The 16983-nt window shown below is 62.0% G+C and carries 14 protein-coding genes and 1 tRNA gene; 11 read left to right on the top strand and 4 right to left on the bottom strand.

Annotated features, from left to right (window positions below; genetic code table 11):
• Nucleotides 1-31 precede the first annotated feature (31 nt).
• Nucleotides 32-1525: an FAD-dependent monooxygenase gene (locus LZC95_49680; GenBank protein ID WXA94504.1), complete on the bottom strand. Its 1494-nt coding sequence runs from the start codon at nucleotides 1523-1525 to the stop codon at nucleotides 32-34.
• A gap of 510 nt (nucleotides 1526-2035) precedes the next feature.
• On the opposite strand from LZC95_49680, the gene LZC95_49675 reads away from it, so the two are divergent.
• The 9 genes from LZC95_49675 (at nucleotide 2036) to LZC95_49635 (ending at nucleotide 11054) form a co-directional block, all read left to right on the top strand.
• Complete coding sequence (locus LZC95_49675) at nucleotides 2036-2218, top strand: hypothetical protein (protein ID WXA94503.1); 183 nt, start codon at nucleotides 2036-2038, stop codon at nucleotides 2216-2218.
• A gap of 583 nt (nucleotides 2219-2801) precedes the next feature.
• Nucleotides 2802-2872, top strand: a tRNA-His gene (locus LZC95_49670).
• Between the two features lie 864 nt (nucleotides 2873-3736).
• Complete coding sequence (locus LZC95_49665) at nucleotides 3737-6280, top strand: TonB family protein (protein WXA94502.1); 2544 nt, start codon at nucleotides 3737-3739, stop codon at nucleotides 6278-6280.
• Nucleotides 6277-7245, top strand: coding sequence for a hypothetical protein (locus tag LZC95_49660; GenBank protein WXA94501.1), 969 nt, complete (start codon nucleotides 6277-6279; stop codon nucleotides 7243-7245). Before LZC95_49665 ends, LZC95_49660 begins: the two co-directional genes overlap by 4 nt.
• Nucleotides 7246-7259: 14 nt before the next feature.
• Nucleotides 7260-7934, top strand: a complete 675-nt coding sequence (locus LZC95_49655) for a MotA/TolQ/ExbB proton channel family protein (protein WXA94500.1) — start codon at nucleotides 7260-7262, stop codon at nucleotides 7932-7934.
• Entirely contained in the window at nucleotides 7935-8381 is a 447-nt protein-coding gene (locus LZC95_49650) for a biopolymer transporter ExbD (protein WXA94499.1), read from the top strand. It abuts the gene before it with no gap.
• Entirely contained in the window at nucleotides 8378-9133 is a 756-nt protein-coding gene (locus LZC95_49645) for an energy transducer TonB (protein ID WXA94498.1), read from the top strand. Before LZC95_49650 ends, LZC95_49645 begins: the two co-directional genes overlap by 4 nt.
• Nucleotides 9134-9156: 23 nt before the next feature.
• A complete protein-coding gene (locus LZC95_49640) occupies nucleotides 9157-10275 on the top strand; it encodes a histidine kinase (GenBank protein ID WXA94497.1) in 1119 nt (372 codons plus the stop codon).
• Complete coding sequence (locus LZC95_49635) at nucleotides 10272-11054, top strand: LytTR family DNA-binding domain-containing protein (GenBank protein ID WXA94496.1); 783 nt, start codon at nucleotides 10272-10274, stop codon at nucleotides 11052-11054. Before LZC95_49640 ends, LZC95_49635 begins: the two co-directional genes overlap by 4 nt.
• Before the next feature lie 10 nt (nucleotides 11055-11064).
• Here the strand turns inward: LZC95_49635 and LZC95_49630 are convergent, their stop codons facing one another.
• The 3 genes from LZC95_49630 to LZC95_49620 all read right to left on the bottom strand — a co-directional run bounded on the left by LZC95_49630 (nucleotide 11065) and on the right by LZC95_49620 (nucleotide 14121).
• Nucleotides 11065-11991, bottom strand: a complete 927-nt coding sequence (locus LZC95_49630; GenBank protein ID WXA94495.1) for a nuclear transport factor 2 family protein — start codon at nucleotides 11989-11991, stop codon at nucleotides 11065-11067.
• A 735-nt stretch (nucleotides 11992-12726) separates the two neighbouring features.
• Nucleotides 12727-13362 (bottom strand): peroxiredoxin, encoded by a 636-nt coding sequence (locus LZC95_49625; GenBank protein WXA94494.1) that lies wholly within the window; start codon nucleotides 13360-13362, stop codon nucleotides 12727-12729.
• A gap of 291 nt (nucleotides 13363-13653) precedes the next feature.
• Nucleotides 13654-14121, bottom strand: coding sequence for a response regulator (locus LZC95_49620; protein WXA94493.1), 468 nt, complete (start codon nucleotides 14119-14121; stop codon nucleotides 13654-13656).
• A 955-nt stretch (nucleotides 14122-15076) separates the two neighbouring features.
• Here LZC95_49620 and LZC95_49615 point away from each other — a divergent pair.
• Nucleotides 15077-15436 carry a hypothetical protein gene (locus LZC95_49615; protein WXA94492.1) on the top strand — a complete coding sequence of 120 codons (360 nt, stop codon included), beginning with the start codon at nucleotides 15077-15079 and terminating at the stop codon, nucleotides 15434-15436.
• 114 nt (nucleotides 15437-15550) lie between these two features.
• Nucleotides 15551-16975 carry an FAD-binding oxidoreductase gene (locus tag LZC95_49610; GenBank protein ID WXA94491.1) on the top strand — a complete coding sequence of 475 codons (1425 nt, stop codon included), beginning with the start codon at nucleotides 15551-15553 and terminating at the stop codon, nucleotides 16973-16975.
• Nucleotides 16976-16983 lie beyond the last annotated feature (8 nt).

Genomic DNA, 16983 nt, shown 5'->3' with positions numbered 1-16983 from the left:
TGAATCACCATGACCTTCTTGGCGCGAAGCTCTAGGACGCCGAGGGCGGTCCGAACCAGGTGGTGAGGGCGTCACGAAGGCCCTGATCCGTGCCGTCCTCTCCTGCCCATGCGACATGTCCGTCGGGCCGAATCAACACGCCCGTGGGCGCAGAGACCGCGCCGAGCACAGGGAGCTCCCACGCGCCCGCGTATCGCGCGTCGATCCGTTGAACGCGATCGGCCCACGGATCGATGTCGAAGGCGGCGGGCTCGCCGAGGTTGAGAAATACCGCTTTCGCCTCGTGCAGCAACGTGAACACGCGCTGCGCGCCATTGGCGGTGACGATGTCGAGATCGGGCATGCGACGCCCGAGCAGCGGGTGTCCCGTACCGAGGTCGTAATGAATGTCGAGTCCCGACAGCATTCCCGCGTATCGCTTTCGGGGCTCGTCCATCTGCAGCAGCTCGGACATGCTCTCGCGCACGGCCTTCATGCGCTCGTCGCCCCGGCTGAGCGCGGTGTGTGCCATTGTCTTGCGCAATGCGCGGGCGGCGACGGGATGTCGTTCGGAATGGTACGTATCGAGGAGGCTTTCCGGCGAAGTTCCCCGCAGCACCTGGGCGAGTTTCCACCCCAAGTTCACTGCATCTTGGATACCGAGGTTGAGTCCCTGTCCACCCATCGGGGAATGGACGTGCGCAGCATCACCGGCCAAGAGCACTCGGTTATTTCGATAGGAAGCCGCCTGCCGCGTTGCATCGCTGAATCGGGAGAGCCAGGCGGCGCGGCGAAGGCCGAAATCCGTCCCGTAGAGCGCAACGAGCGCGGCGCGGAGCTCTCCGAACGACGGAGCATCGCCCCGGCCGACTTGCTCTTCTCTCAACACGACGCGCACGAGACCGTCCTCGAGTTTGCCCATCGCATAGGTGCCCTTTTCATCGTGGCGGATGCCGGACGCCGGCTCTCCGGCCATTTCGACTTCGGCGATCAAATAGCTCACGGAGGCGTCCCAGCCCGGAAAGTCGATGCCCGCTTTCTTGCGGATCGCGCTGCGACCTCCGTCGCATCCGACGAGGAACTTCGCGCGCAAGCATCGGCCATCGGACAGCTCGACGTCGACGCCGGTGTCATCCTGCATGAATCCCGTTACCTCGGTTCCGCGGTAGATCGGCACCCCCAGCTCGCCGACCCACTCGGCCAAGGTGCGCTCCGTGTGTTTCTGCCAAAGGGCGAGCCCGTAGTTGTGGCGGGTAGGGAAATCGCTGATGTCGAGAAGGGTCGCCGCCATGGATATGTTCTGCATCGTGTGCCCTTGCGAAAGGAAGCGGTCGGCAATCCCTCGCTGATCGAGCACCTCGATCGTGCGCGATTGCAGACCACCCGCCCGCGAGCCGGCAACGTCTTGGCTTTCGCGCCGCTCGACGATGGCGACGTCGACCCGCGCCAGGGCCAATTCGCCCGCCAACATCAGGCCCGTCGGACCTCCTCCGACGATTACCACCGCATGCTTCGTCTTGGCCACACTGCGCCCGAATTCGTGCATTCGAACCTCCTGCTCCAATCGTTTCTCGATTGTGGCCAGTCACTGTGCGGCATACGTAGGGGCTTGCCGCAAGCCCCTATATCTGGCATATACCAGAGGTGGAAAGAGACGGAGAGCGCGCCTCGTCCTAGTTCTGCGTGTGACTCCTCGCGTCCAAACCTATCCCCTTTGGGAGCTCAGGTATGCGGATCGATGGGACAGCACGGCGGCGCTCGAGGCGCTTCGAGAAGCGGTGCATGACATCCGGCCTCGAAGCTCCAGACGTACGAGCGTGCAAGGTGCCGATCGAAGCTTGGGTCATGCGATTCGATTTTTCGCGAATTGAACGGGGACGCATCGGAAACGACGACAGGTGATCTTTTTTAATTGATGGCCGGATTTTTTCTTGGCCGATTCCGGAAAGAGCCTCATAAGAACGAAATATCTGAATGGTAGGCGCGTTCGCCGCGTCTACTTCTGCAAGCCCGAGGAAGAAAGCTCAGCCAACAAGGCCGCCCTTCGAAGAAAGCCATGATGACCCGACGCCCCTATCAATCATCTGCCAGCTTGTCGCCCATCGCGACGTGGCAGGGATGCGTCCATCAAGGCCTGGGCAGCTTTACGCGGGCGCTCCCACTCGAAGCCAAGAAAAGCCAGATCGGCCTCCTGGATCGCGCCGCGATCCGCTTTGCGAACCCGGAGGGCCATCCTTAGGCGGAACTTTCGCGAGTCGTTTCATCGCACTCTCGGAAGGCCGCCCAGGGAAACCCAGGCGGCCTTCGGCGTTTGTGCCTCCGGAACGGGGCGGTGCCCCGGTCCGGCGACGAGAGCCCCATCCGCTCGGGAACCCGGAGCGTTCAGCGGCCGAGGCTTCCCCACGGATCCGAGCCGGTTCGAGTGGAGAAGGCGCATATAGATGCATCGGAGGATCCGACCGAAAATCAAATGAAATTGTTGCCGATGAATCAAACGACATATCGCTTCTTCAAAGCGACAAGTTTGTTCTTCGCTCCGGCGAAGATGACGGGAAACGTATGCCCAGCATGCGCGCCCTCGCCACACGAGGAAGAACGCGATCCGTAGCTCGAACCGGGATGTTCTCCGTGCAGCCATGAAGGCCGCCGAGGATGTCCTTCGGTGGCCTTCAACGTATTGAAGGTGGAGAACGGAATGAAATGCAGCCGGCACGGAGTGCTCACGGGCTGTGAGCTGGTCGAGTGATAGCGGCCGATTGAAAATCGGCAGAACGTGGTGCGACTCCACGACAGCCCACCGCGCGCATTCGCGCGCCCATGTGGTGACGTTACTCGTCTGGGACGAGGGCTGACTGTGAATCAGCGGAGACGGGTTCGATTCCCGTACGTCACACCGTTGTCCTGCCGGGGACGCGATCGATTTGCCTCGTGATGCGACTGGCGTCGCAGCTCCGCTGTCTACGGAGTGAGACGGGTTCAATTCCCGTACGAGGCGCTCGGCGAATGCCGTGAGGAGTACATTGTTTCGATCACAATTCAGCCCGACCGCAAAAACTTTACGGGCTGGCCCGATTGGAGGGCTTTCTCTTCGCTTTCTTGTCGCCGTTCTCGTGGGCCTCCAGCTTGATTTCCGCTGGAAACGGTTCGATTCCTGGCGAGGAGGCCTTTCGTCCTCGTTCGGCCGGATTGCCGACTCGAGCGTCCGAAGCTCGATGGCGCGGTTCGACCCCGCGCGGGGACGCCGTTCGTCATTCATTCAACCAAAGCGCCGCCGATCACCATCCGCCGATGGGGCATTTCACGTTCACATTTCCTATGGGTAGCTAGACCGCTATGGAGGCGGGCGTGGTTGTAACCCACGCGTCTTTGACCAACTTGGTTCGATTCCAAGACTACCCACCACGACCGAATGCTGCAGGGATTCCATTCCACCACCCATGGACGGAGGTCCGGAAGCCTCACCGCGCAAGCGGGTCCATCTCTGCTTATTTGTCGGTCGTCTTTGTTCTTCGGCCTGCGTCGCCCAAGAATAGGGCATCGGTAAAAATGTCGCTGCTTTTGCCGTCTTCGCCCGGATAGTCGGGCACCTCTCTCGTCAAGAGGCCTTGGCGGGTGCAGCTCGCTTGCCCCGCGCGGACGACAGCATCTCCTGGGCGGCACCGCGCGGGTGCACGGGGGCACCCGGCTCACCAGCTGAAATCCCCGGTTCACCAGCGGCGCATCGCCCAGGGAGATCCACTGCGGCATGGTCAGCCGCGTGCCGAGATGGCTCTTCAACACCGCGATTGGACTCGTCGCTTTGCTCGTGACCACCAAGGGCTTCGCCCAGCCAGAGGCGACCGCGAAGGTGGTGCCACCGACGGTGACGACACCTGCTACCGTTACATATCCCGAGGCGGCAATCGCCGAGCGCTACTTCGTCGAGACCGAAGTCGTGGTCATCGTCGACGTCGACAAGACCGGAGCAGTCTCCAAAGCGACGCCCGAGTCGCCAGCCGGCCACGGCTTCGATGATGTCGCCGTCGCTGCTGCCATGACGTTGCGTTTCGCACCCGCCACCCGTGACGGGACGCCCATCCCCGCGCGAATCAAATACCGGTTCATCTTCCACCCGCCGCCTGCAAAGCTCGTGGGTCGCATTTCGACGCCGGAAGGGCGGCATCTCGCGGGCAATGTCCGGATAACGTTCCCGGACGGCTCGACGCGGGACGTGCCCACCGATGTGGACGGCCAATGGACGGTTCCTGATCTGAGCCCCGGCAAGGTCACCGTCGCCGTCCACGCGGCGGGCTTCAAGGACGACTCGACGGAAGTGTCCCTCGAAAACGGCGAGGAGACGAACCTCGTCACGCGCCTTTCGCCGCTCGCGAGCGACACGTCACAGGCCGTCGCCCGTGCGGAGGACGCCGTCGAAGAAGTGAACGTCCACGGAGCGAAGCCTCCGCGTGAGGTCACCAAGAGGACGCTCTCTCGCGAGGAGATCGACAAGATCCCTGGAACGAACGGCGACGCACTGCGATCGATCCAATCCCTGCCCGGCGTTGCACGACCTCCCCCATTTGGAGGCTTCTTGATCGTCCGCGGCTCGGCGCCGGCCGAGACAACGACGTTCGTCGATGGGACTCCCATTCCGTTGACCTACCACTTCGGCGGATTGAGCTCCGTCGTGCCCACCGAGACCCTCGATCGCATCGACTTCTACCCTGGCAATTATGGGGTCACCTATGGACGCGGGACCGCGGGCATGGTGGATGTGGCCTTGCGAGATCCCAAAAAGGACTTTCACGGCTTCGCCCAACTCGACCTCATCGACCTGCGGCTTCTCGTGGAAGGGCCGATTGGCAAGACGGGGTGGAAATTCCTCGCGGCCGGCAGGCGCTCCTGGTTCGACACATGGTTGGTCCCCATTCTCGAGGGAAGCTCGGCGGCCGTCGGGACCGCCCCTCGCTATTACGACTATCAACTCATGCTCCAGGGAAACTTGGGCAAGCGTGCCTCCCTGCGACTGACCTTCTTCGGCTCCGACGACGCGTTGTCGTTCGGGCAATCCAAGGCCGAATCGGCGACGGCCTCCATCGGCGGCAGCATCGACAATAAAACCAAGTTCTATCGTCTACAGGCCATTTACAACCACCGGTACTCGGATAGCGGCGAGCTTCGCGCGGTCGCAGCCATCGGGCGAGACAAGGTCGATATCGGGGTAGGAACCCTCTTCGCCAGCACGAGCGAATACCCATTTTCGTTGCGAACCGAGGTGTCCCAGCGTCTTTCCTCGCGCGTTCGCGCGCATCTCGGAGTCGACTTCATGTATGCACCGTACGATTTATCTCTCCGACTCCCTCCCAAGTTTCAGGCAGGGGATGGTCCACCGGCACCTGGGTCGCCACCCATCTTGAGTCGTACGAGCGGGGATCGGACGTTCGCAGGCGGCTATGCGGAGCTCGAGGTCGTTCCGTGGACAGGTGGTCGCATCGTTCCCGGCCTCCGCGTCGACTACACCTCTGCGACGAAATCCTGGGATGTATCGCCACGTATCAACTTCCGGCAGGATCTCACGCGGGGAGTGCCGAGAACGACCCTGAAGGGCGGCGTTGGGCTCTTTTACCAGCCTCCCTCGATACGCGACACCGATCCGAACTACGGTCAGACGGGTCTCAAGTCGAATCGGGCCGTTCACTATGCGCTGGGATTCGAGCAGCAGTTCACGGAACATTTGGATCTCTCCGTTGAAGTTTTCGGCAAGACACTCGACCGGCTCGTCGTGTCCGGCGCTGGAAACTCGGGCGAAGGCCGCGCGTACGGCGCCGAGTTGATGCTTCGCTTCAAAGGGCACCCGCGGTTCTTTGGATGGCTCGCCTACACATTCTCGAGAAGCGAACGTCGCGACAACGACCACGACCCATGGCACCTGTTCCAATACGACCAGACGCACAACCTCACCATCGTTGGCAGCTACGACCTCGGAAAAGGCTTCCGGATTGGCGGTCGCTTCCGACTCATCTCCGGAAATCTCTACACGCCGAACATCGGTGGCGGATTCGACGCGAGCTCCGGAGCCTATGCGGACGGGTTGCAGGAGCCCGAGTACGGATCGCGATTGCCCCTTTTTCACCAGCTCGACCTTCGGATCGACAAGACGTGGACATTTCCGAGTTGGAAGCTCACAGCGTACGCCGACGTCCAGAACGTCTACAACTATCTCGCCAAAGAAGGTATGCGCTACAATTTCGATTTCACGGCATCCGGCTACAACGAGGGATTGACGATCCTCCCCAGCATTGGTCTTCGAGGTGAGCTATGAGGCGCCCCTTTCGCGTCCTTCGCGGTGCACTGTCGTTGTGCGTTGCCCTCCTGGCCTCGTCGTGCGGGGACGAATTCGGTCCCGGTAGTCGTCTATCGACGGTGCGCATTCTCGGTATTCGGAGCGACACGCCTTACGTCCGCCCCGGCGCCACCTTCACGACCGAGGTCCTCGCGTACGACGGTCGAGCCGATCGATCACGTCCGATGCGTCTGTATTGGCTCGAGGATATCTGTTTCTCGCCCACGGATGGGAAGCCCGAGGATTGCTACCGGCAGCTCGAAGCGAAGTATCCGCGGAATCAGGACCTCACCTCGCGCGTCACGGAAGGAGAGCGGAACACGTTCGCGATGCCGGCCGACGCCATCACTGCGGCCCCGCAGACTTCCTCGCCGCGCCTCGCACTCGTCTTCGCCGCGGCCTGCGCAGGACATCTCGAGCTCGTGGGGAGCGCGGAGGGGTATCCGAGCTCGGTGCCGTTCGCGTGTGTCGATCAGGGCCGCCGCCTCGATGCGAACGATTTCGTCTTCGCCTTCATGCGCGTTTACGTGTCGAACGATCTCACCAATGCCAATCCCATGCCGAGCGGCGTCACACTCGACGGGGTTCCGCTGCCCACGGATCGACCGTTCTCATTTCCACATTGCACCGTTCAGAACATCGACGACTGCCCGGCTCGAAAGCTGGCGGTCACCATCGGTAACGAATCGCAGGAGATCGATCCGACGAGCGGTGCACCAGGAGGGGCGCTCCTCAAAGAGCAGATCTGGTCGAGCTTTTTCGTTTCTTCGGGAAAGCTCGACAGTGAGTCGCTCATCCTATTCGACGCGCGTCACGGTCGAACGAGCAAGGCCGAGGACGAATATCGCGGCCCGACCGTTGCCGGCAACGTCGATCTCATCGTGGTGACTCACGACAATCGATCGGGGGTCGCATTTCAATCTTTCAAGCTCCAGGCCGAGTAGCAAGTGAGGTGGTGATGATCGAGACGATGAAGAATTTGATGCTCCGTGGTGGAGCAGGTTGGGTCATGTGGCTGCTCATCGGGCTCAGCGTGATTTCGTTGGCCATTGCCATCGAGAGAGCGTGGGTCCTGCTTCGACAGGGAGGGGAAGTACGTACCCTGGTCCTCGACCTAAACCGACTACTTCGCGCGGGCGAGGTTGACTACGCACAGGAGCTCCTTGCGAAGTCGAAATGCGTGGAAGCAACGGTCGCGCAGGCGGGGCTCGTGGAATTGGAGCGCGGGCCAAAGGCGGCCGAGCAGTCCATGGCGGCTGCGCGAGGCGTCGAGCGTTCACGATTGGAGGAGCGCCTTGGCTTTTTGGGCACGGTCGGAAACAACGCTCCCTTCGTGGGCCTCTTGGGGACGGTGATCGGCGTCGTCGGAGCGTTCGAGGAGCTCGGAGCAGGCCAGGTGGCGAACACCGCGCTTGCGCCAGAGAAGGTCATGAGCGCCATCGCCGAAGCGCTGGTGGCGACGGCCATGGGGCTCGTCGTCGCCATCCCTGCCGTAGCCGTCTTCAACTATTTCCAAGGAAGGATCACGCAGACGATCGAACGATCGGAGACACTCGGCTACGTCGTGCTTGCATACCTGGAGGGACGGAAGGCGCCGTCCGCCGATCGCACGAGTGACGTGGAGGATCGATAGATGGCCGGGAGCACGGGACGATCGCGCAATGGCGCAATTACGGGGATCAATGTCACGCCGCTCGTCGACATCACCCTCGTTCTGCTCATCGTGTTCATGGTCACGGCGAAGCTGATTGTGGGGCAGAAGGCGATCACGGTCGACCTTCCCAAAGCAAAGACGGGCTCCGAAGTTCAGGAGGTCCTCAGCGTCGTGTTGATGGCCTCCGAAGGAATGCACGTAAACGGCGAGAGGGTTCCCGAGAACGACGATGGACTCGTCGCCATTGCACGAGCCGCGGTGACGAAGACGCCCGAGCTGCGGGCGGTGGTCAAGGCGGATGGAACCGTGTCCCACGCGCGGGTGATGCACGCCCTCGATCAGCTCCGCGTCGCGGGAATTGCGAAGGTTGCATTCGGCGTGAGCCCTGTCCTCACCACGGGCGGAGCCGGGGTGGAAAAGCCATGAATGCCACGCTCGACCGAATCCTGGCGCGGCCGGCGACTTCACACCTGCGCTTTGGCAGCGTTCTGTTCATGGCGCTCGTCTCGCATCTTGGAATCGGTATGGCGGCGGCCTCTCTTCGACGTCCTGTTGCGATCCCGCTTCGAGAGACGGAGATCCAGGTGCTGCCTGACGAACCTCCGCCACCTCCGCCCGAGTCGCCCGCGCCAGAGAAAATGGCGACGCCATCGCCCGCGCCGCACGCTCCGCCGGCGGCAGCGCCTCCTCCCGCGGCCGCGGCCGCGGCGAAGGTGATGACCGCACCCGACGATGCTCCTGTCGACTTGACCGGGGGCATCGTCGTGGGCTCCGCCGAGACGTATGCAGGCGGGGCCACCGCCGCGACAGGGACGGGAACTCGGGTCGGCTCGCCGGCGGGTGTCCCGGGCTCGAGCGCGGGGACCGGTCCCTCGTCGCCACCTCCGCTGGCCCCCGATCTCGCGCGCCCACCGAGGTTGGCCGAAGGGATGTCGTGGAACTGCCCATTCCCCCCCGAGGCGGACGAGAAGGGAATCGACGCCGCCATCGTGGGGCTCAGCATCGAGGTCACGGCCGATGGTGACGTCGCGAACGTCACCGTCGAACGCGATCCGGGGGCAGGCTTTGGTCGTGTGGCGGCGTCGTGCGCCCGCTCGAAGCACTTTTCTCCGGCCGAGGACCGCTACGGCAAACGGGTTGGGGGACGTTCCCGAGTCAACGTCCGATTTCAGCGCTGACGAGCTACACTTTAGAGGCATTCATGCGCATGTCGTCTCCAACATCGTCCCCTTCCGCCCGCCCGAGCCTATGGAGATGGCGAGCGATCGCCGTCGGGGTCGTCTCCACGCTGTTCATCCTGACGGCGATCCCCGCCCTACGCGCCCACATCGGCGGGCGGGATATTCCGCTTCCTCTCGCCATCGGCGCAGCCAACTTTCTCGTCGTTCCCATCATCCTCTCCATCGTGGACAGGATCCTCGTTCGATATTCGAGCAGCATTCTGTCGCGCATGATGATCGGGACCGTGGTTGCCGCGCTCGTCGGTGGCACGATGAGCTCCCTCATGTGGTCCGGATTGATCCCCCACGTGGCGCGGAAGTTCCACGACGCGGACCGGCCCACCGAGACGGTCCTCGGGACCTTCGGCGTGGGGGCCATTCTCAGCGTCCTCGTCGTCGGCGCTTGGTCCCTTGCCGCGATTTTTCCGCGGGTGCTCGAGCAAGAGAAGGTCCGTGCGTTGCAGGTCGCGAACCTCCAGCTCGAGGCCGCGCAGCTTCGAGCGGAAGGCGAGCTCGCCCGCCTCCGAGGCCAGCTCGAGCCTCACTTTCTACTCAACACATTGAATCTCATTTCCGGGCTGGTCGGGGTGGACGTGGAGAAGGCGCGCCGCACCATCGTCAATCTCGGGGACCTTCTTCGTGACGCGCTCGAACCACACGGGGAATGCCAGTCCATCGATGACGAAATCCAGTGGCTCGAACGATACTGCGAGATCCTCGTTGCTCGGCATGGTCCGAGGCTCACATTCGAATGGGACGTCGACCCGAAGGCGCGCGATGCGTGTCTGCCACGCCTCCTGCTGCAGCCCCTGGTCGAAAACGCCATCGTTCACGGGGCGCTTCGCGCTGCGGGAAACGGCGTTGTTTCCGTTCGCGTTCGAATGCCAACTTCCGAGCGCGTCGAGATCTCCGTGGAGGACAACGGCCCTGGTCTCGCAGAGCCAACGCGAGCAGGTGCGGTTGGAGTCGCCAACGTTCGGCGCCGCCTCGAATTGACCCGTCCCGACGCTACCTTTGCTCTCGAGAGCGACGCAGCCGGCACACTCGCTTTTCTGAGCCTTCCTCATGCGATTCACGTCCCAGGAGAATGCAAACCATGAGACCCGAGGAGAAGCTCCGAGTCGTCGTCCTCGAGGACGAATGGGTCGCGCGAAACTTTCTCGTCGAGATGATCGAAGCTACCGGTATCGCCTCGGTCATCGGCGCGATGGAAACCTTCGACGAGGCCGTCGCATTCATGAGCAAGGCTCCGTCGAGCATCGATGTCGTGTTCGTCGACATCAACCTCGTCGGCTCCGCCCACAACGGACTCGAGCTCATTCAGCAATTCGTCAAGCGCCCTGGCGCACCGGCCTTCGTGTTGGCCACGGCCCTGCGAGAGCACGCCCTCGAGGCATTCGAGATGGGCGTGGTCGATTACGTGCTCAAACCTTTCGACGAGAGAAGGGTCCTGAAGTGCCTCGAGAAGCTCCACGCAGCCCGCCGAAACTCCGCGTACGCATCGGAGCCGAGTCGCCCATTACGCATCATCGCGCGCAACAAACGGAATCTGGTCTTCTTGACCCTTGGCGAGGTGTGGGCAGTCGAGGCCTCCGAGGGAATGACCCAGGTCCATTCCGGTCGCGGCACATTCGATATCGATATATCGCTGGACACGATCGCAACGTCCTTCGGTCGCGAGTTTCTGCGCGTTCATCGGAACTGGCTGGTGAGTGAGGAGCACGTTCTCGAACTCGAACGCGATTCCGGCGAGTCCGCGCTCCTCGTTGGCAGTCGAACCCCCGGCGGCTCCTCGTTGCGGGTACCCATCGCCAGGGATCGGTTATCCAGCCTGCGGGCTCGTTTGATGCACGAAGGGGTGGGCATGAGGCGACGGTAGGAGCACCTGCTCAGAACATGGTGTTGCCGTTGGCGGATGTAGCCGGGACGTCCTGGGCCACGTCCCAGTGTTCTACGATCTTTCCATTGCGAACGCGGAACATATCCACGATGGCTTGCCCACGGTCCGTCGGGCTCGTCTTGTAGTGGTAACGAACGGCAACGAGATCACCGTCGGCGATGATTTTGAGCGAGGAGGCCGTGAACTCGGGAAACATTTTGAAGATGTAGGCATAGGCGGCCTTCGCGGCAGGGACGCCATGAGGCAAATTGGGATCGTGCTGGTAGTACGGTTCGGCGAGGTAGTGGTCAATCGCCGTCAAATCGTGGTCTTCGCTCATGCGGGTGAAGTAGTCGACGGCGATCCGCTCGCTCCGAATGGTCGAAGCGAGGGGATCCGGGCCATTGAGACGTGGCTCACTCAATGTCGTGAACATATCGGCCCCACTGGCAGTGCTATCCGGAACGGACTGCACCACATCCCAATGCTCGACGATTTTGGTGCCCGCAACGCGGAAGACATCCATGACCGATTGGCCCTTGGTGCCAGGGACTTGGACGGCATTGCCGTGGACCAGGACGAGATCGCCTTCGGCCAAGACGCGTACGATAGCATGATGGCTTTGGGGAAAATTGGCATGTAACGCGATCAGGTGCTGTCGAAAAGCCTCCGGGCCGTCGGCCAAGGCGGGACTGTGCTGAATGTAGTTGGGGGCAATGAATGCATCGATGACCGAGAGATTTCCCTTATTGAACAGTTGGTCGTAGACATATCTGACCAGTGCCTTGTTGCTCGCCGTTCGGTCGCTACGGTCCCCCGTAGTGGATTCACTGGTATTGTCGGCCGAAGCCGCAGGCGCGGCGGCAAGCGAGGCGACTACAGCGGCTGCGGCTACGATCCCCGCGACGTTGCTGCGACGAAGGAAGCTCGTGAGCATGGGCATATCTCCTTTGACGATGGTCGCTCGTAACGAGCGAACACCTTCTGTAGAGTCGATATGGATCGCGTCCCAGTCTCGATTTGCGTCTCACACGCGAGCAATGCTTGCTCCTGAGACGACCGGAAGAGAGGGGGTGTCGACGTCACACGGTGCACGCACGGGCCGCCCATCCAGAATGACGTACGTCGTCCAATACTCTCAATGACGCCAAAGTCGATGTGATATCGAAATAAGGGTCTGCGGACGAGTAGACTCGCCGGCCATGGAACGCGTCCTTGGTTCGGCGGCATCTTCTTCAAGGCAAAGGACCGTGGTCGACGACAAGGTTCAGGAAGAGTCGTACGGGAAGTTCGGCTGGGTGATGGATCCCGAGGGAAACCGCATCGAGCTGTGGGAGCCCCCGGCCGCGAGCCCGGACTGAACGCCGCCGCGATCCGGCGACTGCTCAGCCGCTGGAAAACCCATCTCGTATCAAAGCACGCACGTGATGAGGCGCTCGGCGCGCGAGCTCCCATCGGAGCACCGCGCGAGCATCGGCTGGTTCTTAATGCGCTTCGTCGTCCTGGCCCTCGATTGGGCGCGCCGTACCGATAGCTAAATTTGATTTAAGTCAGCCGCCCACGATCCCGCGGACGGTGCAATTCCCTCGTTTGCAACGAGAATGACACCCGACATTCCATGCGCCGAAAGGCGCGGGTCGGGCAATGGGCACCGACCCGCGCACCGGTTCGGTTATGAGCTCAGGTCTTTGGCAACCTCGGTTGCGTGCTTGGACACGTCGACGGTGCGGTAGATCTTCTTGACCTTCCCGTCCGCGCCGATGACGACGGTCTGACGGTCGGCCATCCCGCCTTCGAAGGACACGCCAAACGACCGGGCGATAACACCTTGGGGATCGCTCACCAGGAGGAAGGGCAACTTGTAGTGCTGCGCGAAGTCTTGGTGCGACTTTTCGCTGTCGGCCGAGACGCCAATGAGGACGGCGTCCTTCTTTCGGAGCTCGTTCCAAGAGTCGCGGAACGAGCAAGCCTCCTTGGTGCAGGCCGGGCTCTCATCCTTGGGGTAGAAGTAGATGACCACGGGCTTTCCCTTGAGGGACGAGAGGCTGAGGGTGGTGCCGTCGTGGGCCTTCGTCGTGAAGTCCGGCGGCGCGCTGCCGACGGAAATCGCGCGGGGCGCGTTGGGATTTTCCCCTGGCGTGGAGCCGGGCGCGGCGGTTTGCGCCGGCGGCGCGGCCGAGGCGACGTTCACGTCGCCAGTGGTGGGAGCAGGAGAAGCGGGCGGGGGCGCCTCCTCATTATGGCAACCAATGAACGTTGCGGAGAGCAGCGCGGCGGAAATGAGAACACGTGCGGCACGGAACGGCATGAGGAGCCTCCTTGAGACTGGCTTTCTTACGCGAAGTCGGGCGCGATGGAGGGGCAAGATTAGCATCCATCGCTGAAAACGCGATTGGAATACGCTAGGTCCAAAACGTCGTTTACACCCCGACGGTCCCGACCTCTCGTTCCGTTCGCATCCCTTTGCGGAAAACCGGTCACCCGCGGGCATGCCCGCTACACATCCCTGCATCTGCAAGCATTGGCCGCAGCGGGGCCCGCCCGACGGGGAGAGCGCGTGTGCACGAATCCTCGAAGCTTGCCTCCCCGAGCCACCCCGTCAAGCGGCCGTGCGCACCAGCGACGATACAATGGCGATCAGTTCGTAGGCATCGACGGGCTTCGCGACGTGTTTCATGAACCCAGCGCGCAGCGCTTTGCGACGATCTTCGAGCCGCGTTTGCCCCGTGAGCGCCGCGGCAGGCACTGCGCCGCCTTGGTCCTTGGGCCGTGCTCGGATACGCCGGATCAAGTCGAAGCCGTCTTCGCCCGGCATTCCCAAGTCCGATAGCACCACGTCCGGCACATCGTGTTCGAACGTTTCCAAGGCATCGGACACATTCGCGGCCGTCGTAATCCGCACGCCATTGTCCTCGAGCAGTTCTTGAATCGCAGCTCGGTTCTCCGCGTCGTCGTCCACGACCAGGACGTGCACTCCGCCGAGATTCCGTTCCGATTCGGAACGGGAACATGAATCGAGCGCGTCAGGGTACACGAGCGCCGGTGCGCTCGGGAATCGAGTGTCCATTTGCCTCCCCGTTCGTTCAACGTCGTTTCCTGGAAAACGTTGCAGGACTGACGCCAATCGAAAACCGCGAAATTGGGCCCATTTCCCTTGAAGCGTGGCTTCTGTATTGCGCGCGTTGGGTCAAAAATGACCTTTTGGGCACGACCGCCACGCCGAGAGGCAACCCGCATCCGGAAACGCAAAGGGCGCTTGTCCTTCAATCCATCCAAGTAGCAGGACAAGCTCCTGCGGTATCGCCTGGTCACCCGGATATGTCGAGCAGGTTTCGAAGTTGCGTGGCGAGTTCGAAGGGAGAGCACGGCTTTTCGAAAACGGCGTCCGCTCCATCGATATCCGCCGGGCCGACGCCGGTGAGAAACCACGATGCGAACGCACTGCGTGCGCGGGTCGCCTCGAAGGAATTGAATGAGCTGCCAACCGTCTAGCTCGGACATATGAAGGTCCGTCACGACGATATCGGGCGCATCTCCAAATGCCTTGTCGAGAGCCACCTTACCGTTTTCGGCCTCGCTAACTCGGAATCCCGCCCGCTTCAAACCAAACACATAGGGCAAGCGGCTATCTTCGTGATCGTCGACGAGCAGCACATGTGGAAGCGAAGGCACGCCACCATTAGAGCACAGCCAACTCGCCCCCCTGCTCCTTACGTCGATTCATGTCGCTCGATCGGAAAGTAAGTGTTTACTACCCATCCTTCGAATGCAGACGTCATGCGCTATTTTCCATTGTCGCAGAGCAGCACGTTGGCCATCCTTTCCCTCGCGTGCTCTGCCGAATTGCTACAACAGCACATCGTGATCGTGGCATTTTTCCCCGGCAACGTCGCCCAAACGCGAAGCTTTGCGGTCCCGACAGCGTGGCGTAGCTCGTGCTAAAGCCGCGGTCGGAACAAATGGGCGCCGCAGGTGGTGTCCCACTCGTTCGCTCCGGGGGGCCAGCTCATAGAGGCTAGCCAATGCGCGACTTAGCGATCCCTTTCGAAAAAACGTGGAACATGGCGAGCCGCCCCGCCGAGGGCAGACTTCTCATGAACCCACTCCAAAATCTCCCGGTCCTTCTCCGCGAAAAGGACGGGGCCATCATCGCCGAGTGTCCGCTGCTTCCGGGCTGCTCGTGCAAATCGCTCTCTCGACTCGACGCCCTGCGCACCATGCAAAGGCTTCTGAAACGTGTCGTATCGTCGGGCTTGATCCAGGAGATCGAGCATACGCGTTACGAAGTCGTCCACGTCGCCGTCAGCGATCCCGTAGACGAGGGCCAGCCAACCCGGGCGCGCAGTGTGAGAACGCCGGGTGGTACCAAGCACGCTGCTTGAAAGTCGGTGGCACCTTGTGATCGCGGGCTTTGCTCCGAGCGGTCGGCTTCACCATCGTCGTTGGTGAAGACGTTTCCCTCATTTCGGAATCGCGAAAAAAACGGAGCAGGTGCCATGACCGAGTCCTTCAATCAGCGAACGCAGGCATCGTCAGCTTTGTCCACGGCGCAACTCGCTGCCATCGAGGACCAGCTTTCCGGTTCGGGGTGCGTCGTTCACGTGCCCGGTTCGGAAGGATTCGCGCGGGCCACCCAACTCTGGAATGGCACGATTGAGCGCAAGCCCGCCCTCGTCGCCGCGTGTTCCAATTCCCACGCTGTCCGCGCCGCGTTGCTGGCCGCGCGGACCGCGGGGCTTCCCGTATCCGTGCGCAATGGAGGCCGGGATTGGGTTGGACGCGCTTTGCGGGACGGTGGGCTCGTTCTCGACCTGACCCCGATGCGGGAATGCTCGGTGAATGTGCAAGGCCTCGAAGCGACCGTGGCTGCTGGCGTGACGGTGGCCGATTTGAATGCCGCCGTCGGCCGACATGGTTTGGCCGCCGTCATCGGCAACGAGGGCACCGTCAGTATGACCGGCCTTCTTTCGGGAGGCGGCTACGGACCGTTGACGACGCGCTTCGGGCTCGCTGCGGACAACCTGCTCTCCGCGGAGCTCGTACTTGCGGATGGAAGCATCACTTCGTGCGACGCAACCCACAACCGCGACCTGTTCTGGGCGGTCCAAGGCGGAGGCGGCAACTTCGGTGTCATTACCTCGATGCGCCTCCGTCTGCATCGGGTAGAACAGGTCCTGTCTGGGATGATCATGTTCCCATGGGGCGAGGCATCCGCCGTGTTGGAGCGGTTTTCCACGTTGATGCAGGCGGCGCCGGACGAACTCGCGGCGGGCGCGATTCTTTCGCTTGGACCGGGCGGTGCCCCGGTCGTCCTGGTCAGTCCTCTCTGGAGCGGCGATCTGGAGCGTGGGCGGCAGATTGTGCGCGAAATCGAAAGCTTCGGCACGCCGATGGTCAGCAAAGTCGGGCCCATGCCAGCATCGGATCTCCTGTCGCTCACCGACGGTAAGCTGGTGTCCGGACGCGGCTACGAACTTGCCACGCGATGGCTGACCGACCTGTCACCAAACATCGTCTCCACGCTGATTGCGGCCTACGATGACCGCACTTCCCCTTATTCAGCCATCATCCTGCACCATTTCCACGGTGCTGGGACGAGGGTCGCGCCGGAAGACACGGCATTTGGCATGCGCCAACCCCACTTTACCGCGCTGATTTATGGCATTTGGGAACCCGCGCATCTCGACGGAGCGAACCATCGTCGCTGGGCCCAGGATTTATCGTCCAAGCTGTCGAATTGGGCATTACCCGGCGGTTATGCCAATCTACTTCATCACGATGCGCGGGATCAAATCGGGTCAGCGTTCGGTCCGAATGGGCAAAGGTTGCTCGAGTTGAAAGCCAGGTTCGATCCCGACAATGTCTTTTCAGCGATACCTCTGCCTAGCAGCTCTCGATCGGTGCGCTCGTCGGGTGAATAAAAGCCATA

It is taken from the genome of Sorangiineae bacterium MSr12523, from assembly GCA_037157775.1.
GTDB classification, from domain to species: domain Bacteria; phylum Myxococcota_A; class Polyangia; order Polyangiales; family Polyangiaceae; genus Pendulispora; species Pendulispora brunnea.
This window is presented reverse-complemented; position numbering and strand designations above follow the sequence as displayed.

Bases quoted from the DNA above. Each gene is read 5' to 3' on its own strand.
- LZC95_49660 (WXA94501.1), top strand. From the start codon at position 6,277: ATGAGGCGCCCCTTTCGCGTCCTTCGCGGTGCACTGTCGTTGTGCGTT.
- LZC95_49640 (WXA94497.1), top strand. From the start codon at position 9,157: ATGCGCATGTCGTCTCCAACATCGTCCCCTTCCGCCCGCCCGAGCCTA.
- LZC95_49630 (WXA94495.1), bottom strand. From the start codon at position 11,991: ATGCTCACGAGCTTCCTTCGTCGCAGCAACGTCGCGGGGATCGTAGCC.
- LZC95_49655 (WXA94500.1), top strand. From the start codon at position 7,260: ATGATCGAGACGATGAAGAATTTGATGCTCCGTGGTGGAGCAGGTTGG.
- LZC95_49635 (WXA94496.1), top strand. From the start codon at position 10,272: ATGAGACCCGAGGAGAAGCTCCGAGTCGTCGTCCTCGAGGACGAATGG.
- LZC95_49645 (WXA94498.1), top strand. From the start codon at position 8,378: ATGAATGCCACGCTCGACCGAATCCTGGCGCGGCCGGCGACTTCACAC.
- LZC95_49620 (WXA94493.1), bottom strand. From the start codon at position 14,121: ATGGACACTCGATTCCCGAGCGCACCGGCGCTCGTGTACCCTGACGCG.
- LZC95_49675 (WXA94503.1), top strand. From the start codon at position 2,036: ATGATGACCCGACGCCCCTATCAATCATCTGCCAGCTTGTCGCCCATC.
- LZC95_49680 (WXA94504.1), bottom strand. From the start codon at position 1,525: ATGCACGAATTCGGGCGCAGTGTGGCCAAGACGAAGCATGCGGTGGTA.
- LZC95_49650 (WXA94499.1), top strand. From the start codon at position 7,935: ATGGCCGGGAGCACGGGACGATCGCGCAATGGCGCAATTACGGGGATC.
- LZC95_49610 (WXA94491.1), top strand. From the start codon at position 15,551: ATGACCGAGTCCTTCAATCAGCGAACGCAGGCATCGTCAGCTTTGTCC.
- LZC95_49625 (WXA94494.1), bottom strand. From the start codon at position 13,362: ATGCCGTTCCGTGCCGCACGTGTTCTCATTTCCGCCGCGCTGCTCTCC.
- LZC95_49615 (WXA94492.1), top strand. From the start codon at position 15,077: ATGCGCGACTTAGCGATCCCTTTCGAAAAAACGTGGAACATGGCGAGC.